This is a genomic window from Hydrogenophaga sp. (assembly GCF_011772445.1).
Lineage (GTDB): Bacteria > Pseudomonadota > Gammaproteobacteria > Burkholderiales > Burkholderiaceae_C > Hydrogenophaga.
Window position 1 is genome coordinate 1 of sequence record NZ_WVZN01000040.1, and the last position, 18,008, is coordinate 18,008.

21 protein-coding genes and 1 pseudogene are annotated in these 18,008 nt (G+C 70.5%); 5 read left to right on the top strand and 17 right to left on the bottom strand.

The window, feature by feature from the left end:
- Positions 1-28: 28 nt before the first annotated feature.
- Positions 29-340 (top strand): DUF4148 domain-containing protein, encoded by a 312-nt coding sequence (locus GTO19_RS16055; RefSeq protein WP_291025878.1) that lies wholly within the window; start codon positions 29-31, stop codon positions 338-340.
- Positions 341-342: 2 nt separating this feature from the next.
- On the opposite strand, the gene GTO19_RS16060 is transcribed toward GTO19_RS16055, so the two are convergent.
- The 15 genes and pseudogenes from GTO19_RS16060 to GTO19_RS16130 form a co-directional block, all read right to left on the bottom strand.
- Positions 343-975, bottom strand: a complete 633-nt coding sequence (locus GTO19_RS16060) for a membrane integrity-associated transporter subunit PqiC (RefSeq protein ID WP_291022952.1) — start codon at positions 973-975, stop codon at positions 343-345.
- Complete coding sequence (locus tag GTO19_RS16065) at positions 972-1,940, bottom strand: MlaD family protein (protein ID WP_291022954.1); 969 nt, start codon at positions 1,938-1,940, stop codon at positions 972-974. Before GTO19_RS16065 ends, GTO19_RS16060 begins: the two co-directional genes overlap by 4 nt.
- Positions 1,937-2,719 (bottom strand): ABC transporter ATP-binding protein, encoded by a 783-nt coding sequence (locus GTO19_RS16070; protein ID WP_291022956.1) that lies wholly within the window; start codon positions 2,717-2,719, stop codon positions 1,937-1,939. Before GTO19_RS16070 ends, GTO19_RS16065 begins: the two co-directional genes overlap by 4 nt.
- Positions 2,720-3,487, bottom strand: a complete 768-nt coding sequence (locus tag GTO19_RS16075; RefSeq protein WP_291022958.1) for an ABC transporter permease — start codon at positions 3,485-3,487, stop codon at positions 2,720-2,722. It abuts the gene before it with no gap.
- 259 nt (positions 3,488-3,746) lie between these two features.
- A complete protein-coding gene (locus tag GTO19_RS16080; RefSeq protein WP_291022960.1) occupies positions 3,747-4,292 on the bottom strand; it encodes a hypothetical protein in 546 nt (181 codons plus the stop codon).
- 13 nt (positions 4,293-4,305) lie between these two features.
- Positions 4,306-4,548, bottom strand: a complete 243-nt coding sequence (atpE, locus tag GTO19_RS16085) for a F0F1 ATP synthase subunit C (protein WP_035620420.1) — start codon at positions 4,546-4,548, stop codon at positions 4,306-4,308.
- A 68-nt stretch (positions 4,549-4,616) separates the two neighbouring features.
- A complete protein-coding gene (locus GTO19_RS16090; RefSeq protein ID WP_291022962.1) occupies positions 4,617-5,033 on the bottom strand; it encodes a type II toxin-antitoxin system MqsA family antitoxin in 417 nt (138 codons plus the stop codon).
- A gap of 2 nt (positions 5,034-5,035) precedes the next feature.
- Positions 5,036-5,336: pseudogene (locus GTO19_RS16095) on the bottom strand (type II toxin-antitoxin system MqsR family toxin).
- 58 nt (positions 5,337-5,394) lie between these two features.
- Positions 5,395-5,577, bottom strand: coding sequence for a hypothetical protein (locus GTO19_RS16100; protein WP_009516775.1), 183 nt, complete (start codon positions 5,575-5,577; stop codon positions 5,395-5,397).
- Positions 5,574-6,755, bottom strand: a complete 1,182-nt coding sequence (locus tag GTO19_RS16105; RefSeq protein ID WP_291022966.1) for a PepSY domain-containing protein — start codon at positions 6,753-6,755, stop codon at positions 5,574-5,576. Before GTO19_RS16105 ends, GTO19_RS16100 begins: the two co-directional genes overlap by 4 nt.
- Positions 6,755-8,965: a TonB-dependent receptor gene (locus GTO19_RS16110; protein ID WP_291022968.1), complete on the bottom strand. Its 2,211-nt coding sequence runs from the start codon at positions 8,963-8,965 to the stop codon at positions 6,755-6,757. Before GTO19_RS16110 ends, GTO19_RS16105 begins: the two co-directional genes overlap by 1 nt.
- A 37-nt stretch (positions 8,966-9,002) precedes the next feature.
- Entirely contained in the window at positions 9,003-9,290 is a 288-nt protein-coding gene (locus GTO19_RS16115; protein ID WP_291022971.1) for a DUF3325 family protein, read from the bottom strand.
- Positions 9,283-10,986: a PepSY domain-containing protein gene (locus GTO19_RS16120; protein ID WP_291022973.1), complete on the bottom strand. Its 1,704-nt coding sequence runs from the start codon at positions 10,984-10,986 to the stop codon at positions 9,283-9,285. Before GTO19_RS16120 ends, GTO19_RS16115 begins: the two co-directional genes overlap by 8 nt.
- A gap of 9 nt (positions 10,987-10,995) precedes the next feature.
- The gene (locus GTO19_RS16125; protein WP_291022976.1) at positions 10,996-11,295 is read right to left on the bottom strand and encodes an iron uptake protein; all 300 of its coding nucleotides are present in this window, start codon (positions 11,293-11,295) and stop codon (positions 10,996-10,998) included.
- A 32-nt stretch (positions 11,296-11,327) separates the two neighbouring features.
- Entirely contained in the window at positions 11,328-13,523 is a 2,196-nt protein-coding gene (locus GTO19_RS16130; protein ID WP_291022978.1) for a TonB-dependent siderophore receptor, read from the bottom strand.
- 286 nt (positions 13,524-13,809) lie between these two features.
- Here GTO19_RS16130 and GTO19_RS16135 point away from each other — a divergent pair, with 286 nt between their 5' ends.
- Complete coding sequence (locus GTO19_RS16135; RefSeq protein WP_291022980.1) at positions 13,810-14,136, top strand: hypothetical protein; 327 nt, start codon at positions 13,810-13,812, stop codon at positions 14,134-14,136.
- Positions 14,137-14,149: 13 nt separating this feature from the next.
- Here the strand turns inward: GTO19_RS16135 and GTO19_RS16140 are convergent, their stop codons facing one another.
- On the bottom strand, positions 14,150-14,590 hold the full coding sequence (locus tag GTO19_RS16140) for a PACE efflux transporter (protein WP_291022982.1): 441 nt from the start codon (positions 14,588-14,590) through the stop codon (positions 14,150-14,152).
- A 121-nt stretch (positions 14,591-14,711) separates the two neighbouring features.
- Here GTO19_RS16140 and GTO19_RS16145 point away from each other — a divergent pair, with 121 nt between their 5' ends.
- Positions 14,712-15,617, top strand: a complete 906-nt coding sequence (locus GTO19_RS16145) for a LysR family transcriptional regulator (RefSeq protein WP_291022984.1) — start codon at positions 14,712-14,714, stop codon at positions 15,615-15,617.
- Between the two features lie 86 nt (positions 15,618-15,703).
- Positions 15,704-15,907, top strand: a complete 204-nt coding sequence (locus GTO19_RS16150; RefSeq protein ID WP_291022987.1) for a putative motility protein — start codon at positions 15,704-15,706, stop codon at positions 15,905-15,907.
- Positions 15,908-15,911: 4 nt separating this feature from the next.
- On the opposite strand, the gene GTO19_RS16155 is transcribed toward GTO19_RS16150, so the two are convergent.
- Positions 15,912-16,904, bottom strand: a complete 993-nt coding sequence (locus GTO19_RS16155) for a LysR substrate-binding domain-containing protein (RefSeq protein ID WP_291022990.1) — start codon at positions 16,902-16,904, stop codon at positions 15,912-15,914.
- Positions 16,905-17,029: 125 nt separating this feature from the next.
- Here GTO19_RS16155 and GTO19_RS16160 point away from each other — a divergent pair, with 125 nt between their 5' ends.
- On the top strand, positions 17,030-18,007 hold the full coding sequence (locus tag GTO19_RS16160) for a tripartite tricarboxylate transporter substrate-binding protein (RefSeq protein WP_291022992.1): 978 nt from the start codon (positions 17,030-17,032) through the stop codon (positions 18,005-18,007).
- The last annotated feature ends 1 nt before the right edge of the window (position 18,008 follow it).

Below are 18,008 nucleotides of genomic sequence, written 5' to 3' on the forward strand. Positions count from 1 at the left end.
AACTACCCGTTATCTCAAAGGAACTGTCATGAAATCCGCCAAAAGCCTCGCCCTTGCCATGACCCTTGCCCTCGGTGCCGGCGCCGCCTTCGCCGAAGGCCCCATCGAAGGCAATGAAGTCTTCAACTTCCAATCCACCCTGAGCCGCGCCGAGGTGCAAGCCCAGGCGGTGCAAGCCAACCGCGAAGGCCGCACGGCCCGCGGCGACATCATCCCGGCCGACGAGGCCGTCGCCGGCACCGGTCTGAGCCGCGAGCAGGTTCGCGCCGAAGCCCTCCAGGCGCAGCGCAGCGGCCGCACGGCCCGCGGCGAGATCGTCTCGGTGGAAGCGGGCGCCTGAGCCTACGGCCGCAGCCCCGCCACCGCGGCGGCCGCGTCCGTGGCCAGGCGATCCAGCAGGTCGGCGTAGGCCTGCGCCTGGGCCTGCGGGGTGTCCGCCTCGGACGTCAATTCGTACTCGAGCCGCTGGGTGTTGACGCTGCGCGCGTCGGCGCCGTGGCCCACCACGGCGACGCGCGCGCTGGCCTGGAGCCGCCGCTGCGCTCGCGAGTAGTCCATGCGGTCGATCACCACCCGCAGGCCAGCAGCGGGTGACCACTCGGCGCACTGGCTTTCGCACAGGCGCCAGCCCGGCAGACGCGCGCGCAGCGCCGAGGCGAATTCGCGCGACATGCCCACCTCGATGCGCTCGGCCCAGAAGGTGTCGGGCCATTCGGCCAGGGTGCTGCCGTCGGTGCGGTAGCGCACGCGGCGCGAGACGAGGTACTCGGGGATGTCCAGGCGGGCCATGGCCAGCGTGCGGCCCTCGCGCGGCGCAGCGGTCGCCGGTGCGGGCGCGCTTGCCGTGGTGGGGCCCGGCAGGGTCAGCAGCGTGGGCGGGCGATCGGGTGTCGACACGCAGCCGGCGGCGAAGGCCGCGGTGGCCACCGTGAGCGCGAGGGCCGCGGCGCGGCGGTGGAGCGGGGTGGTGGTCATTCGCGTCGGTTCCCGAAAATGATGGCGTTGGGTTTTTCTTCCAGCAGCTCGCTGAAGGAGCGCAGCCCGCGCGCGGCCTGCGACAGGTCGCGCACGGCGGTCTCCAGGTCCGCGCGCAGCGGCGCGTCCGGCGCGGCGATGTCGGCCAGGCGGTCCATCGCCAACCGGGCGGACTGCGTGGCTTCGCGCGCGCCGACCAGCGCCTGCTGCAACTCGGGGCGCGCCTCGCGCACGGTCTGTTCGGTGCTCAGCGACAGGCGCTCGATGGACGCCAGCGTGTTGGTGGAACTGGCCTGGAGCTGGCGGATGGCCTCGGTCGCCGCCGCGAGCGTGTGACGCGACGCCACTGTTGTCTGCCTGAGTTCGGATGAAGCCTCCGTCAGCGCGGACTGAACGCCGCCCAGCGTCTTTTGCACGGCCACCAGGGTCTTGCGCATCTCCTCCGCGGTGGCCCGCATCTCGCTCACCGTCTCGCGCAGCGGCAGCTCGGCCACCTGTTCGATCAGCGGGCCGAAGCGGTCCTGCAGCGCGGGAATCTCGGGGTGGCGCGAGGCGCCATGCAGCTTCGCGGGCGTCTGCGGCTCGAAGTCGAGCTCCACCGCCTTCTGGCCGGTGACGATGCTTTCGGACACCAGGCGCGCGCGCAGTCCGCGCTGGACCAGGGTCGATATGTCGCCGCCGGCGCTGGCGAGCGTGGAGGCCCGCAGTTTCATCACCACCGGCACGGTGGTGCGCAGGGTGTCGGCGTTGACGCGGATGCCGATCTCGGTGACCTCGCCGATGGCCACGCCGCGAAAGGTGACCGGCGCGCCCACGTACAGGCCGCTCACGTTGTCCTCATAGAAGACGGTGGCCTTGCTCTGATCGCTGAACCAGTCGCTGCCGCTGAGCCAGAAGATGCCGGCCAGCACGATGAAGAGGGCGGCGGCGACGAAGCTGCCGATGAGAAGGGCGTGGCGTTTCATGCGGGGTCTCCAGGCGCGGGCGGCGCTGGCGGGTCGGGGAGCGCTTCCCTTCGCAGGAAGGCATCGACCGTGGGATGGACGCGGGTCTTCACGAGTTCACTCGGGCGGCCGTGCGCGATCGGCCGCTTGCTGTCCGCGTCGAGGAATATGCCGTCGTCCGCGATGGCGAACAAGCTGGGCAGTTCGTGGCTGACGAACACCACCGCCGCGCCCGTGCGCTCGCGGATGTCGAGGATCAGGTCGTCGAGCCGGCGCGAGCTGATCGGGTCCAGGCCCGCCGAAGGCTCGTCGAGAAACAGCAGGGGTGGCTCGGAGGCGATGGCGCGCGCCAGCCCCGCGCGCTTTTTCATGCCGCCGCTGAGGCTGGCCGGCAGCTTGTCGGCGGCATCGGCCATGCCCACCCATTCCAGCACCTCGCGTGCGCGGGCCTCCTGCTGCGTACCGTCCAGCGAGGTCTGTCGCGCCAGGGCCAGGCAGACGTTCTCCAGCACCGTCATGGACGACCAGAGCGCCGCGCTCTGGAACAGCATGCCGAACCTCAGGCGCATGGCCTCGCGCTCGGCGTCGCTGGCGGCCCAGTAGTCCGCGCCGCCGTGCAGCACCCTGCCGCTGGCGGGCGGCAGCAGGCCCACCAGGTGCTTGAGCAGGGTGCTCTTGCCGCAACCGCTGCCGCCCATCACGGCGAAGATGCTGCCGGCCTGCACCTCGAAGGACACCTCGCGCTGGATCAGCTTCTCGCCGAAGCGCATCTCCAGGTTATGCACGCTCAGCAAGGCCATTCAGATCCCCAGCGTGTTCGCCACCAGCGCGAACACGGCGTCGATGACGATGATGGCCACGATGCTGGTGACCACCGCGCCCGTGGTGGCCACGCCCACGCCGGCGGCGTTGCGCTGCGCGTACAGCCCGTGGTAGCAGCCCACCATGCCGATGAGCGCACCGAACACCAGCGACTTGGCCGCGCCCAGGCCCAGGTGCGTCCAGGCGAGCGCGTCCGCGGTGCGGTTCATGTAGGCCGCTGGCGAGAGATCGAGCATCACCGAGGCCACCACCATGCCGCCCACCAGGCCCGCGAGGCAGGCGAACACGAAGAGCAGCGGCATCATCACCAGCAGCGCCGCCACGCGCGGCAGCACCAGGAAGTCCATGGCCGGCAGACCCAGCACCTCCAGCGCGTCCACCTCCTCGTTGGTCTGCATGGTGGCCAGTTCGGCCGCGAAGGCGGCGCCGGTGCGCCCGGCGATGACGACGGCGGTGATGATGGCCGCCATCTCGCGCGCCACCGAAATGGCCACGAGATCGGCCACGAAGATGCCGGCGCCGAACTTGAGCAATTGCACGGCGCCCACAAAGGCCAGGATGGCGCCCACGAGGAAATTGACCAGGCAGACGATGCCCACGGCGCGGGCGCTGGTGTCGGCCAGCACGCGCGCCGCGTCCTGCGCGCGGTAGCGGCGCCGCCCGCCCAGCGCGGCGCCGGCCGACAGCAGCACCTCGCCAAGGAAGGTGAGCGGCCGGCGGGCGAAGGCGAGCGGGGGCTTCAGCAAGCGCGGGTCTCCCGGCCCACGGGGGTGGCAGCGAAATGGGCTGTCATCCGGCGCATCTTATGCAGTCCACCGGAAACAACCAATCACGCCTTCACCGCAGCGCGGGTGGAGCCGGCTCCCCATCATCCGCTGAGCGCGAAGGCGGCGTGGTAGCCGATCAGCCGACCGCGGTGCAGGGATGGCGTGCTCATTCGGTGCTCCTTGATTCGATGGCCTTGGGGCGCGGGCAAGCGCCATGCCCGCTCGCACGGTACCCGGTTCAGGGCCGCCGCAGCATCCCCAGGGCGTGCAGGGTGTCGATCAGCGTGCGCAGCATCCACGCGGCGAGCCGCTCGGGCCAACTGCCGGTGGGGCCCTGCGGCGCGGCCACGGGCGGCCGCCGCCCGGCCTCGCGCGCGCCAAAACCCAGCCGTTGCAAGGCGGCGCTTTCCGTCGCGCTGGGCGCGTGGCCGGGGCCGAACACGAGCTCCAGCCGGCGCACGCCCCGCGCGTGCAGGGCCTCCATGAGCGGCACCAGCGCAGTCCGCTCGGGTCGCCAGAACACCGCCTCGCGGGCGTGGCGCGGGGTGTCGAGGACGATGAGCACCTCGTCCCGCGCCGAGGCGTGGGGCAGGCAGTCGCGCCAGTCGCCGCCGTCCACCACCGCGTGGTCCAGGCCCCGAGGCTGGTGCGCGAAGGCGCGCGTGCAGAGCACCTTGACCGGCACCGCCCCGACCTGGCCCAGCCGCTCGCGCAGCACGGCGGCGCCCGCGCGGCCGACGGCGCCGATCACGAGCACGCGCGAACGGGGCGGTGGCTGGCGCATCGGGTCGAGGTGATCAGGAAGGGAAGGGCGCCGCGAGCGCGAACCACACGCCCAGCGCCACCGAGATGATGAAGGCGCCGTCGAGCAGGCCCGCGAGCAGGAAGACCTTGGGTTGCAGGGCCTCCATCATCTCCGGCTGGCGCGCCGAGGCGTCGAGGTAGCGGCTGGCCATGATGCCGATGCCGATGCACGAGCCGAGGGCGCCCAGACCGATCATGTGGCCGACGGCGAGGGGGAGTTGGGAGAGGTCCGACATGTGAGGCTCCTTGGTGTTGATGGGCTCACTGTGCCGGCAGCCCAGCGCGAAAGCCATGACCCGGGAGGTCATGGTGTTGACGATCGGGTCTCCCGAACCTCGGACAGCAACTCCGGGTGCCTGTCGAGCACCCTCAGGAGCTTCACCAGGGCAACGGGAGGTCGAATCGTCCCCGACTCGTACCGGGAAAATGCGTTCACGCCGCCGCCGAAGATTTCGGCGGCGTCTCGCTGCGTCAGCTTGAGCTTGTGGCGCACCTGGGCGATGTAGTCAGGCGATACGTAGGACGCGTTGACCTCACGCTGAAACGCCATCATGGCCGCGCTCACGCGATCACTGCCCGCCGTGTCGAGGACCGCTTCTCCGCAGGCGGGGCAGAAGTCGCCCGAGACCGCTGCAATGGTTGTTGCCTGTCCCTTGTAGGTGTAGGGCATGTCCCTGGAGTCGTGGACCAGTTCCGCACCACCACATGCCGGGCATTTCATGGTCAGAGCTCCTTGAAAGAAACGATCAGCACGTCGTCGACGACGGTGAGCTTGAGGTAGACCTTGCCCCCAAGGCGTGCGTGGTCGGTACACGTCCTGCCAGATCGTGTGGTCGGCATGGGCGGTCATGCTCTTGTAGAAGTCCGACGGGCTCAAGGCGAGCACGACGGAGCACATGTCGGCGAGCGTGCCGCAGCCCATGTTGGCGGCGCCACCCAGCGCGCTGAAGGTCGCTCTGATGGCGCCGGATCTGACCAACCGGTGAATCTGGCTCAACTTGCAATGGGGCGTGCGCTTCTCCATGCAAGCAGATTACCAACTTGGTTATATTTTTACCATTTTGGTTGTTTGACGCAAGCCGTCAGCGCCCCCGCCCCCACCCCAGCCACACGCAGGCCCCGGTCACCGAACCCAGGCACAGCCACGACACCCAGTCCCACGGCCCGTCGCCCAGCAGCGCCGTGACCAGGCCGATCGCCGAGGCCAGCGCGATCACCACCGGCCACGCCCACACCGGGCCCAGCGCATTCCACAGGGCTTTCATGGATGGGTCGCTTCACGGTTCAGGTTCGGGGCTTCACGGCCGGTCAGGGCCCGCGGCAGTTCGACCGCATCGGCGCTGCCGGTCACGCCGCGCCGCAGCCACAGGTACAGCCCGCTGCCGAGCACGATGATGGTGAGGATGTCGAGCACGGCCCAGAGGATCTGCATGGGCCGCCCGCCGTAGTCGCCGAAGTGCAGCGGCTGCGAGATGAGCAGGCCGGTGAGGTACCAGGGCAGTTCACGGCTGTCGGTCACCTGCCCGGTCACGGCGTCCACCAGCACGGGCTTGAACAGGCGCGAGTTCAGCGGATCGGTGCCGCGCATGAACACGCCGTAGTGGTGCGGGCTGGTGAACAGCGTGCCGGGAAAGGCCACGAAGCCCACCTTCATGGATGGCTCCAGCGCCACCGCGGCCGACACCGCCGCCTGCAGTGAACCCAGCCGATCCCGATCCAGCGGCGGCTGGCCGCGGTAGGGCGCCACCATCTCGGCCATCTGGTCCGTCTGCCAGTAGCGCACCAAGAGATCGGCCCAGGTGTTGATGACGCCGGTGGCGCCGACCACGAACAGCCAGGTCAGCGTCACGATGCCCAGCAGGTTGTGCAGGTCGAGCCAGCGCACGCGCGAGGAGCGGTCGCGCCGCACCTCGCCGAAGCCGAGCTTGCGCATGAAAGGCGCGTACAGCACCACGCCGGAGACGAGGGCCACCAGCAGCAGCAAGCCCATGAAGCCCAGGAACAGCGTGCCGGGCAGGCCGGCGAACAGGTCCACGTGCAGCGAGAACATGAGGTGCATGAAGCCGCTGTCCAGCGGCGGCTGGCCCAGCGCCTCGCCGGTGCGCGCGTCCACGGCCACCTGCTTGAGGCCAGAGTCCGACAGCGGCGTGTCCGACAACGTGACGTACCAGACGCGGTCGTCGTCCTCTTCCTGCGAGACGTACATGCCGCCCTTCTCGGGGTGTTCGGCGATGGCGATCTCCAGCACGCGGTCCAGGCTGATGCGCGGCGCGTCGGCCGCCATCTCGGGCGCCTCGATCTCGGTGCCCAGCAGGTGGCCGATCTCGTGGTGGAAGATGAGCGGCAGGCCGGTGAGGCACAGCAGCAGCATGAACACGGTGCAGACCAGGCTGCTCCACTTGTGCACCCAGGACCAGGCGCGAAGGGCTCGCGGGCTGGGCATCAGAAGTCCACGCTGGCGCTGACGACGAAGGTGCGCGGCGCGCCAAGCACCAGGTAGCCCGCGCCGGGGAAGCCGCCGGCCGAGGCCCAGTAGCCCTTGTCGGTCAGGTTCTCGACGCGCGCGCGCAGGGTGAGCAGGCTGCCGTTGAACTCGGTGAGGTAGCGCGCGCCCACGTCGACGCGGTTCCAGGCCGGCAGCGCCTGCGTATTGGCCGCGTCGGCGTATTGCTTGCCGGTGCGGATGAGGCGGGCGTCCAGCGTGAGGCCGCGCGCGACGGGCAGGTCCCACTCCACGCCGAGGTTGAGCTGGTGCCCGGGCACGCCGATCGCGTCCTTGCCGTCGTTCACGCCGCCCTGGGTGCGCATCTGCTTCGCGTCCAGCAGCGTGAGGCCGCCGAGCACGCGCACCGACCGCACGGGCGCGCCGTAGACGTTGAACTCCAGGCCGCGGTTGCGCTGCTCGCCGAACACGCCGTACACATTGTTTTCCACGTAGGCGCTGGGTTTGCGCAGAGAGAACAGCGCGACGCTGGCCCCGATGCCGCCGCCGTCGTACTTGGCGCCGATCTCCTTCTGTTTGGAGACGTAGGGCGCGAAGATCTGGCCCGCGTTGACGATGCCGACGCCCGAGGCCGTGTCGCCCTTGACCAGGCCTTCGGCGTAGTTGGCGTAGAGCGACCAGGCGCGCGACGGCTTGACGAGCAGCCCCAGCATCGGCGTGGTGCGGCTCTCGTCATAGTGCGATTCCTGCGCGCCGCTGGTGTAGTTGTAGGCCGTGTTGCGCAGGCTCTGGCGCCGCAGGCCCAGCGAGAGCCGCACGTCGCCGTCGAGGAAAGACAGCGTGTCGGCCACGGCCAGGCTGGAGGCGCCGAGGCGCTCGGTCACCAGCGGGTTGGCGAGGTCGCCGCCGAGGAAGAAGTTGGCCGCGGGCGCGGCCACCGGCGTGGGCTGGTAGAGGTTGCTGGCGATGCCACCGAAGGGCGAGAACGCATAGGCATTGCGCGCGCGCGACTTGAAGGTGGCGGCCGAGAGCATCAGTTCGTGGTCGATGCCGCCCGTGCGCCAGCGGCCGCGCACGCCGGCCTCGGCGGTCTGCACGGACTCCTTGCGCACGTTGTCGAAACGCTCGGCCGTGGTGTTGCCGGCGGTGTCGGCGAGCGTGGGATTGGACAGCACGTTGTCCTCGTCGCCCTCGCGTGCGCCGAAGGCGGCCCAGGCCACCACCTGGTCGCTCAGGTCCACCTCGGCGCGCACCGTGCCGAAGACGTCGCGGCCGTCGGAGCGGGTCCAGGGCTGCGCGAAGTTCTTGCTCGGGTCCGGGGCCTCGGCGATGGGCAAGCCGGTGCCCGGCGTGACACTGGGGCGCGGTTCGCGCAGGCGGTGGTCCTGGAAGCCCAGGTCGGCCGAGAGGCGCAGGCCGCGGCCGCGCCAGTCCAGGCCCAGCGCCGCGACGTCCAGCGTCTGCTTCTCGCCATCCACGCCGGTGCCGCCGTCGCGCCGGGCCAGGTTCAGGCGCAGGCCGGTGGCCTGATCGGGGCCGAAGCGGCGCGCCAGGTCGGCCGCCAGCGAGACCTGCCCGCCCGTCTGCACGCCCGCGGTGACGCGGCTCAGCGGCTCGTTGGGCGCGCGCTTGGGCACCACGTTGATGAGGCCGCCCAGGCCACCGCCCGCGCTGCTGCCGGGGCCGGCGCCGCCGACGAATGCGTTGGCGCCGCGCAGGATTTCCACGCGCTCGATGAACTCGGTGGCCATGAACTGGCGCGGCACCAGTCCATAGAGGCCGTTGTAGGCCACGTCGTCCGAGAACACCGGCAGGCCGCGGATGTTGTAGACCTGCTGGAAGTTGCCGAAGCCGCGCGCGGCGCGCACCGAAGCGTCGTTGAGCAGCACGTCGCCCACGCTGCGCGCCTGCTGGTCCTGCATGAGTTCGGCGGTGTAGCCGGTGGTGGAGAAGGGCGTGTCCATGATGTCCTGGTTGCCCAGCACGCCCACGCGGCTGCCGCGCGCCACCTGGCCCCCGGCGAAGGGCGCGCTCAGGCCCTCGGCGGAGGCGTCGGCGTTGGCTTTGACCGTGACGGTGGACAGGGTGCCGCCGCTGGGCTCGGTGGACGGTGCGGGCGGCACCTGCGCGTGCGCGGCGGTGGCGAGCAGGGTGGCCAGGGCCAGCGCGTTCGGTCGAGGCGCGAAAGATGGGGTGTAGCGCTTGTTCATGGAGGGTCTCGGAAGCGGGGGAATGCGGTGGGCGGCATCAGGCCGGCCGGCGCGACAGCCACATGGCCAGGCCACAGGCCGACAGCGCCAGCAACATCACCCACACCAGCACGGCCATGCTGGGGTGGTCGGCGGCCAGGCACAGGCCGAGCGAGGCCGCCAGCGCAAGCGCGCCACCCGCGCGCAGGCGGCGCTGCAGGGTGGGCGACAGCGGGGCGTGGGCGCCGGCCACCTGCGCCCAGTGCGCGGGCAGGGCCAGCGCGAACAGCGCCATGCCAGCCAGGGAGGCCAGTGCGGCCAGCGCAAGCAGAGCGGCCTCAGACATGGGCGGCCTCCTCGGCGGGCAGGTGCGTGGTGGGCGGGGCCGGCGCAGGGGCCGCGCGCTCGCGCCGCGCCAGCCGGCGCGCCGCCCAGGCCGCCAGGCCGGCGGTGGCCAGCAGCGCCAGGTCGACGCCGGCCACCGGCCAGTAGCGGAACAGCGTTTGGCCCAGGTGGTCGCCCGTGGTGGCCCAGTTCAGCAGCACGGCCAGCGGGCTCAACACGGCGATGGCCCAGCACTGCTCGCGCCAGGCTGGCGACAGGCGCGCCCGCGCCACCGGCGCGCTGCGCCAGAAGGCGTGCGCGGTGGCCAGCAGCCAGGCCAGCCAGAACGCCAGGCGTTCCCACGCGCCCTTGTCCGCCAGTTCGGCGGGCAGCACGCGGTTGGCGATGAGGATGGCGGCGGTGGCGATCAGCGTGCCGGTGATGGTGCTGACGGCCAGCGCGTCCACGACGCGGCTGCCCGCCACGCCCTGCTGCGCGTGCTGGCGCTTGCGTTTCTCGACGAAGAACAGGAAGCCGGTGGCGATGCAGATGCAGCCAAGCAGGCCGCCGAACACGTAGAGCCAGCGCAGCAGCCAGTGCTCGAAGTGCTGCAGGTGCAAGCCGGTCAGGAACTCCTCGATGCCGTGCGGCACGGTGGGCGCCGGCTCCTCGCGCAGCACCTCGCCGGTGCTGCCCTTGAAGTGCACGGCCTGGCCCACCAGGGCCACGCGGTCGCTGCCGGCGCGGTAGATGCTCACGTAGCTGTTGGCGTCGCCCACGTGGTGCACCTGCAGGAAGCCCACCTGGCCGGGCATGCCGCGCGCGTCCCAGCGGCGCTTGGCCTCCTCCACCATCGCGTCCACCGAGGCCAGGGGCGCGGCCACGCCCGCGCGCTCGTGCGGCAGGCCGGTGGCGGCGGCCTCGGCCACCGCGTGTGCCTGCGCCAGCGGGCGCAGCATGGTGTCGGACACCGGCAGGTAGTAGAAGGCCGCGAAGATGACCAGGCCCGTGAAGGCGAAGAAGAAATGGAAGGGCAGGGCCACCACGCCGGTGAGGTTGTGCAGGTCCAGCAGGCTGCGGCGCGGGTTCTTGCCCGGGCGGAAGGTGAACAGCTCGGCGAACACCTTGCGGTGCATCACCAGGCCCGTGACCAGCATGGCGAGCATGGTCAGCGCCGCCAGCGCCACGATCCAGAAGCCGATGAACTTCCACTCCAGGTGCAGGCTGTAGTGCAGCGGGTAGAAGAACTCGCTGCCGATCTTCTGCTGGCCCTCGCGCAGCATCGCGCCGTTGCGCGGGTCGATGGTGGTGTCGCCGTGGATGTGGTTGTGGCCCAGCGGGTCCTTCGGCTGCGGCACGCGAAAGCCCACGCCCATGGCCAGCACCGGGTCGCGGTGCGTGGTGTAGGCCCAGAACTCGTCCGCCGGCAATTGCAGGCGCGGGGTCATGGGGCCCTGGGCGCTGTCGTGCAGCAGCGGCATGTTGGCCGCGTAGTCCACTTCGTCGGGTTCCACGCGCTGCAGGATGGGCAGCAGCACCTGGTCGAAGGAGGGCATGGGCTGCGGCTCGAAGCGCGTTTCGGGGATGGCCCAGCGGTCGAACTCGCGGTCGAACACCGAGAGCGAACCGAAGAAGAACACGACCACGAGCACGAAGCCCAGCACGAGGCCGAACCAGGTGTGCAGCCAGGTCATGGAGAGGCGGAAGTTGGACAGCATGGCCGGCTCCTAGGTCAGTTGTTGCTGCAGCAGCCAGGCGGCGCCGGTCATGCCCGCGCCGCCCAGGCCCAGCACGGCCCACACGCGCGCCAGGCTGCGCGCCGCGAAGGCCCAGAGGAAGACGGCGAGGAAGACCAGGAAGGCCAGCAGCATCAGCACCGTGTGGGCCTCGTGGTAGTCCACCCCCAGCGCCACCAGCCCGGTGATGCCGAGCGTGGTGACGCCCCAGGTGAAGGCGTAGCCGCCCAGCAGACTGGCCGCGATGCGGCCGAAGACGTGGGCCGTGGATGGCGCGGTGGTGGCGTTCATGGGGGCTTCCTTGGGGGTGGACGATCTGGTGGTCACCAGCGGTAGTCGGCGGTGAGGATCACCTTGCGCCGGCTGCCGAACCAGCAGTCGCCGCGTGCCAGGCAGACGGCGATGTAGTCCTCGTCGGCCAGGTTGTTCACGTTCAGCGCGAAGCGCCAGGGGCCGGTTTCCCAGGCGGCCATGGCGTCGAACAGCGTCACCGAGGGCACGAAGACCTGTCCCGTGCCATCGCCCACCTGTCCGACGTAGCGTGCGCCCGCGCCCAGCGACAGGCCGGGGATGCCAAGGTCGCGGAAGTCGCGCACGGCCCAGAAGGAAGCCATGTGCTTGGGGATGCCTTCGAGCTGCTCTTCGGGGAAGGCGAGATTGCCGCCAAAAGCCGAGGCGCTGGCGCGCGCGTTGGTGTAGGTGTAGCTGGCTAGGTACTGCCAGGCGCCCGCGCGGGCCTGGCCTTCCAGTTCCACGCCCTTCACGCGCGAGTTGCCGATCTGCTTGCTGAAGCCGAAGTTGTCGGGGTCGTCGCCCAGGCGGTTCTTTTCCTTGAGCGAGTACACGGCGGCCGTGGCCTGCATCGGCAGCGTCTGCGACTGCCACTTCACGCCCACTTCCACCTGCTCGCCTTGCTTGGGTTTGAAGACCTGGCCGAAGGCGTCGGTGCCGGCGACCGGGTTGAACGACTCCGAGTAGCTCGCATAGGGCGAGACGCCGGGCATCACCTCGTAGACCACGCCCAGGTTGACGCTGGTGGCCGAGTCGCGCTCGGTCTCGCCACCGACCGCGGTGTTGCGCACCTTGTCGTGGCGCACACCAGCGCGCACGCTCAGGCCGTTGTCGAACTTCATCTGGTCCTGCAGCAGCCAGCCCTGGCGGCGCACGCGCGTCTCGGTCGGCGTGGCGTTGCCCAGCGAGGGGCGCGGGAACGTGCCGTAGACCGGGTTGTAGACGTTGAGCGGGGTGCCATCGCCCGAGGCCGAGGTACGGCTGGTGTCCATGGTCGTCGCGTCCATGCCGAACACCAGCTTGTGCGTCACCCCGCCCAGTTGCCAGTCGCGCTTGAGCAGGACCTCGCCGGTGGTCAGGCGCAGGCCGTCGTCGTAGATGTACCAGGGGCGGTTGAGGTACTGGCCGTTGGCGTCGGCGCCGCCCGCGGCATTGCGGAAGCCGTCCCACCAGGCCACGTACATCGACTCCATCAAACCGTCCACGCGGTCGTGGCGCAACTGGTGGCTCAGGCGCCACTGGTCACCCAGGCCGATGTCGATCGCATAGCCCACGCGCTTGCGCGTGCCGCCGTAGGTGTCCCAGTCGGGCTCGCCCGCGAACAGGTCGCGCGGGATCGGCCCGTTGGGCGCGGGGTACAGCGTGCCGGCCAGCGGCAGGAAGGCGTTGGTGTTCTGGCTGAAGTCCTTCTGGTACTCGGCGTAGACGGTGTAGCTGTCCTGCGCGTTGGGCTTGAAGGTGAGCGATGGCGCCACGAAGGTCCGGTCGTCTTGCGCGAAGCGGATCTGCGTCTTGCTGTCCTTCTCCACCGCGACGAGGCGGTAGAGCAGCGTGCCCTCGGCATTGAGCGGGCCGGTGAGGTCGGCGTGCACCTCGCGCAGGGAGTCGTTGCCGATGCGCACGCCGACCTCGCGCCGCGGCGCGTCCAGCGGGCGCTTGGGCACCAGGTTGACGACGCCGCCCGGGTCGTTCTGGCCCGCGATGATGGACGAGGGGCCGCGCAGCACCTCGATGCGCTCGAAGTTGTAGGGCTCGGTGCGCACCACGCCGTAGTAGCCGGTGAGCGGCTCGCGCAGGCCGTTGTAGAGCAGGGTGGATTCTTCGCTGCCGCGCAGCGAGAACCAGTCACCGCGGTTGTCGATGCCGTAGAGCTCGTTGCGCACGCCGGCCGCGTAGCGCAGCGCCTCCTGCAGGTTGGGCGAGCCCTGGTCGCGGATCTGGTCGGCGGTGATCACGGTCACCGACTGCGGCGTCTCCTGCAGCGGCGTGTCGGTCTTGGTGGCGGTGGCGCTGCGCGTCGCGGCGTAGCCGCGCACGGGGCCGGTGGCGCTTTCCTGTTCCTTGGGCGCCGTCACGTTGACGGTGCCCAGCGTGGGCGCGGACTCGGGCGAGGACTGCGCGCGGGCCGTGGCGGTGGCCGAGAGGATGAGGGTGGTGACGGCGGTGGCCAGCAGCGTGCGCTGTGCGCCGCGGGCGGCCAGGGGCGGGCGGGTTCGGGTGTTGGGCATGGTTTCAGGGCGCTGCTTGCGCCCTGCACCACGCTGGCGTCAACAGCCACTCCGTTGGGGTGTCGAATCGGAAGTGGCTGGCTGAGCGGGCGCGGCGCGCCCCTTGGCTGGCTACGGACTTGCCTTTGCAGGCAAGCACCGGATTGTATGAGAATTATTCTCATTCATACAAATCCCTTACTCGCACTGGCAACCATTCGGACGGGGTTGCCTCGGTCATACAGATGGGCGACTGTGAGGGCCTTCCCGGGGGCGCCGCTGAACGGTCCGATGCTCTAATTTCTTCATGTTGAAGAAAGCGTGGTTCCGTTTCGGCCTCAGTCGCGCGCTGGGCGACCTGGGCATTCCCTCGAATACGGTGCCGTCGCAACTGCGCCAGGCGGTCATCGACCTGGGCCTGAGCGAAGGCTTCAACCCGCGCGAAGCCGCGCTCATCATCTACTTCCGCACCCCGGCCATGCGCCTGCTCGAGGTGCAGAAGGCGCAGGCCACCATCGCCGACTGGCAGATCAGCCAGGCGGTGCGTCAGGGTTACTTCGGCCGCGCGGTGCGCCAGGAATTCGCGCTGCCCGAGGGCTCGGGCGTGCGCGAAAGCCTGTTCCAGGATTCCTGAGCGCCGTCCCGCGTCAATGACCCAGGGCGGGCTGCGGTGTGGCCGAGGCCGGCAGGCCGAACACGCGGTCGAAGCCCAGGTTGAACACGTAGGTGTAGACCAGGAAGAACACGATCAGCCCCAGGTCCAGCACGAAGGCCTGCCACAGCGACACGCCCAGCCACCAGGCGAACAGCGGCACCAGCATCACCACCAGGCCGGCCTCGAAACCCAGGGCGTGCGCCACGCGCCGCGCCACGCCGCGGCCCTTGACGGCCTGGCGGGCCTCCCAGCGCTCGAACAGGGTGTTGTAGACGAGGTTCCAGACCACCGCGATGGCCGAGGCGGCGACGGCGGCGACGCTGGCGTGGCCCAGGCCGCTGTCGGACAGCAGGGCCAGCCCCGCGCTGGAGGCGGCGATGGCGAACAGCTCGTAGAGGGAGACGTAGACGATTTTTCGTTGGATGCCTTGCATGGCCGAGCCCCTTGAATGCGGCCCCCGCGGCGGACGGGCGGGGGCGATGGCGGGACTTTATGCGGGGTTTTCTGATGGTAAAAGTCAGATAATTTCAGAAAAACTGAAAGATCGAGGCGCCATGGCCTTCACCAGCGACAACCTGCGCACCTTCCTCGCGGTGCTCGACACGGGGTCTTTTTCGGCCGCCGCGCGCCAGCTCGGGCGTGTGCCGTCGGCGGTGAGCATGGCCATCGCGCAACTGGAGGCCGAGCTGGACCTGGTGCTGTTCGACCGCAGCGCGCGCGAGCCCCGGCCCACCGACGTGGCGCGCGCGCTGGAGCCGCAGGCGCGGCAGATCGCCGGCCAGTTGCGCCGCCTGGGCGCGCACGCCCAGGCCCTGCACCAGGGGCTGGAGCGCCAGCTCACCATCGCCATCGCGCCCGAGCTGCTGTCGGCGCCCTGGAGCCGCTCGCTGGCGGTGCTGGCCGAGGAATTCCCGGCGTTGCTGGTGGAGGTGCTGTCGGCGCCGCAGGCCGACGCCTTGCGCATGCTGCACGCGGGCGAGGCGCAACTGGCCCTGGTGTTCGAGCGCCCGGGCAGCGACGAGCGCGAGGGCTTCCAGGAGCTGGGCACCGAGCTGTTCGTGGCGGTGATCGCGGCCGACCACCCCGAGGCGCGTGCGCGCCAGGGCGCGCTGCAGCTCAACGACCTGATCGAGATCCGCCAGATCGCCGTCGCCAGCCGCGACCCGCGCGGGCGCGACCCGCGCATGCTGCTCTCGCGCCACCTCTGGCGCACCGACAGCCACCTGGCCACGCTGAGCCTGGTGCAGGCCGGTCTGGGCTGGGCCTACCTGCCGCGCCGGCTGATCGAGCCACTGGTGGCGGCCGGCGAGCTCACCGAAATCCGCTTCGGCAACATCAGCAACCAGTTGCGCCTGTGGGTGGACGTGGTGTGGAACGCGGAGCGGCCGCTGGGGCGGGGAGCGCAGCGCTTCATCGCGCTGATGCAGGCGCTCACGGCGGAGGGCCCCGGCCCGGGCTGAGACGGGGCGGCCCGGCGGCGCATCGCTCAAGAACGGCGGGCGCCGTCCGATACGAAGGGCAATCGATTCAACCGCCAGGAGTCCCCGTGGACGTTTCCCCCGCCGCCATGGTCCAGGCCGTCGTGGCCAACCAGCAGGCCGACGTGGCCCAGAAGGTGCAGCTCGCCATGCTGCGCAAGTCCATGGACATGGAAGGCAGCGCCGCGCTGGCGCTGCTGCAGGGCGTCACCGGTGCACTGCCGCTGGCCAACTCGGGCAGCCTGGGTACGCAGGTGAACGTGCTGGCCTGAACCCTCAGGCCTTCGCCACACGCCGCTCGCCGAGCCCGCCCGCCACCTCGGCCACCGTGTCGCGCAGCCAGGCGTGTCCGACGTCGTGGTCGTGGCGGCTGTGCCAGACGGCGCGCGTGGTGGCCTGGCTGGCCGGGTAGGGCGGCTGGCGCATCACCAGCCCGGCGTCGCCGCGCGTGAGGGCGCGCGCCAGCGAGGCCGGCACGATGGACAGCATGTCGCTGTCGCGCAGCAGCGCCGGGATGGCGAGCGAGTGCGGTACGGTCACCCGCACGCGCGGCTGCACGCCCTGCGCGTCCAGCGCCTCGCGCAGCGCGCCACGGTCGAACATCTCCGACTGGCGCGCCAGCCCGCGCTCCAGGATGAAACCGTCCACCGCGCCTTCCTCCTGCCCGCCCACCGAGATCGTGACCAGCGGGTGACGCGAGAATGCCGCCAGCGTGAGCTTGCCGCGCGCCGCCGGGTGGTCCTTGCGCATGAGGATCGCCTCGCCCTGCGACATCAGCGTGCGCGCGCTCATGCGCGGCGGCACCTGCGAGAAGATGCCGATCGCCAGGTCGATGCGCCCGAGGTCGATCTGCTCGGCCAGGTCCAGCCGCGTGGACGGGCGGATCACGAGATCGACGCCGGGCGCGGCGCGCTGCAGCTTGCGCGACAGCGGTGCCACCAGCACGGCGGTGACGTGGTCGTTGGCCGCGATCACGAACCGGCGCTGCGATGCTCGCGGCGTGAACGGCCCCACATCCAGCGTGGCCTCGATGCGGCGCAGCGCGTCGCGCAGCGCGGGCGCCATGCGCAGCGCGCCACCGGTGGGCTGCATGCCGCGCCCGGTGCGCACGAAGAGCTCGTCACCCACCACCTCGCGCAGCCGCGCCAGCGCGTGGCTCACGGCCGACTGGCTCAGGTGCAGGCGCCGGCCCGCGAGCACCAGGTTGCGCTCCTCGAAGACCGCGTCGAAGACCTTGAGCAGATTGAGGTCCACCTTGCCGATGCTCATGCGTGTTCGCTCCGATATGAATGCCGTGCAACGAACCATTGCACAGAGAGCAGTTCCCTGCAACCCGCGATCGTCGCAGCATTCGGGTCAACGGACATCGGTCGCCGTTGAAAGCAGAGGACCCCATGAACACACTCTCCCGTCGCGCGTTCGCACAACTGCTGGCGGCCCTGCCCGCTGCCGGCGCCTCCTGGCCCTTGCTGGCCAACACCCCGGGCAAGATGCTCGTGGGCTACCCCGCCGGTGGCACGCTGGACACCACCGCGCGCCACCTCGCCGACGCGTGGCGGCGCGATGGCCGCACGTACATCGTCGACAACCGCGCCGGCGCAGCCGGGCGCATCGCCAACAGCCAGCTCAAGCGCGAAACCGCCGACGGCAACACCCTGCTGTGCACGCACACCTCGGCGCTCACCATCTACCCGCACGTCTACACCAAGCTCCAGTACGACGCCGATGCCGACTTCGTGCCGGTGTCTTCCGTGGTCACGGCGGGCTGCGCCTTCGCGGTCAGCGGCAACGTGCCCGCCAGCGTGAAGACCTTGCCGGAGTACGTGGCCTGGGTGCGCCAGACGCCCAACGCGGCCCTCTACGCCTCGCCCGCCGCGGGTTCGGTGGCGCACTTCCTGGGCTACCAGCTGTCAGAAGCCGCTGGCCTAAAACTGGAGCACATCGCCTACCGCGGGTCGGCCCCGGCCATGCAGGACCTGCTGGGTGGGCAGATCCCCGCGTACTTCGGTTTCGTGGCCGACTTCCTGCCCTACCTGCAGCAGGGCAAGGTCCGCATCCTGGGCGTGACGAGCGAGCAGCGCTCGCGCTTTCTGCCCAACGTGCCGACCTTCGGTGAGCAAGGTTTCGGCCAGATCCGCGGCGCGGAAACCTACGGCGTCTTTGCGCCACCCGGCACGCCGGCCGACACCGTCAACGCCCTGCACGCCGCCATCGAGAAGGCCAGTCGCGACGCCGCGCTGCGCGCCGGCTACGAGAAGGTGGGCCTGGAGGTGCGCACGCGCACGCCGAAGGAGTTCGCGGCCATGATCCGCCAGGAACGCGAGACCTGGGCGCCGGTGGTGCGCGCCTCGGGTTTCCGCATGGAGGAGTGAG

What these genes read in the sequence shown, in the direction of transcription:
- GTO19_RS16065 (WP_291022954.1), bottom strand. Translation starts at nt 1,940, where the DNA reads ATGAAACGCCACGCCCTTCTCATCGGCAGCTTCGTCGCCGCCGCCCTC.
- GTO19_RS16090 (WP_291022962.1), bottom strand. Translation starts at nt 5,033, where the DNA reads ATGAAATGCCCGGCATGTGGTGGTGCGGAACTGGTCCACGACTCCAGG.
- GTO19_RS16105 (WP_291022966.1), bottom strand. Translation starts at nt 6,755, where the DNA reads ATGCCCAGCCCGCGAGCCCTTCGCGCCTGGTCCTGGGTGCACAAGTGG.
- GTO19_RS16055 (WP_291025878.1), top strand. Translation starts at nt 29, where the DNA reads ATGAAATCCGCCAAAAGCCTCGCCCTTGCCATGACCCTTGCCCTCGGT.
- GTO19_RS16145 (WP_291022984.1), top strand. Translation starts at nt 14,712, where the DNA reads ATGGCCTTCACCAGCGACAACCTGCGCACCTTCCTCGCGGTGCTCGAC.
- GTO19_RS16140 (WP_291022982.1), bottom strand. Translation starts at nt 14,590, where the DNA reads ATGCAAGGCATCCAACGAAAAATCGTCTACGTCTCCCTCTACGAGCTG.
- GTO19_RS16130 (WP_291022978.1), bottom strand. Translation starts at nt 13,523, where the DNA reads ATGCCCAACACCCGAACCCGCCCGCCCCTGGCCGCCCGCGGCGCACAG.
- GTO19_RS16070 (WP_291022956.1), bottom strand. Translation starts at nt 2,719, where the DNA reads ATGGCCTTGCTGAGCGTGCATAACCTGGAGATGCGCTTCGGCGAGAAG.
- GTO19_RS16100 (WP_009516775.1), bottom strand. Translation starts at nt 5,577, where the DNA reads ATGAAAGCCCTGTGGAATGCGCTGGGCCCGGTGTGGGCGTGGCCGGTG.
- GTO19_RS16080 (WP_291022960.1), bottom strand. Translation starts at nt 4,292, where the DNA reads ATGCGCCAGCCACCGCCCCGTTCGCGCGTGCTCGTGATCGGCGCCGTC.
- GTO19_RS16115 (WP_291022971.1), bottom strand. Translation starts at nt 9,290, where the DNA reads ATGTCTGAGGCCGCTCTGCTTGCGCTGGCCGCACTGGCCTCCCTGGCT.
- GTO19_RS16060 (WP_291022952.1), bottom strand. Translation starts at nt 975, where the DNA reads ATGACCACCACCCCGCTCCACCGCCGCGCCGCGGCCCTCGCGCTCACG.
- atpE (WP_035620420.1), bottom strand. Translation starts at nt 4,548, where the DNA reads ATGTCGGACCTCTCCCAACTCCCCCTCGCCGTCGGCCACATGATCGGT.
- GTO19_RS16110 (WP_291022968.1), bottom strand. Translation starts at nt 8,965, where the DNA reads ATGAACAAGCGCTACACCCCATCTTTCGCGCCTCGACCGAACGCGCTG.
- GTO19_RS16160 (WP_291022992.1), top strand. Translation starts at nt 17,030, where the DNA reads ATGAACACACTCTCCCGTCGCGCGTTCGCACAACTGCTGGCGGCCCTG.
- GTO19_RS16155 (WP_291022990.1), bottom strand. Translation starts at nt 16,904, where the DNA reads ATGAGCATCGGCAAGGTGGACCTCAATCTGCTCAAGGTCTTCGACGCG.
- GTO19_RS16135 (WP_291022980.1), top strand. Translation starts at nt 13,810, where the DNA reads ATGTTGAAGAAAGCGTGGTTCCGTTTCGGCCTCAGTCGCGCGCTGGGC.
- GTO19_RS16125 (WP_291022976.1), bottom strand. Translation starts at nt 11,295, where the DNA reads ATGAACGCCACCACCGCGCCATCCACGGCCCACGTCTTCGGCCGCATC.
- GTO19_RS16120 (WP_291022973.1), bottom strand. Translation starts at nt 10,986, where the DNA reads ATGCTGTCCAACTTCCGCCTCTCCATGACCTGGCTGCACACCTGGTTC.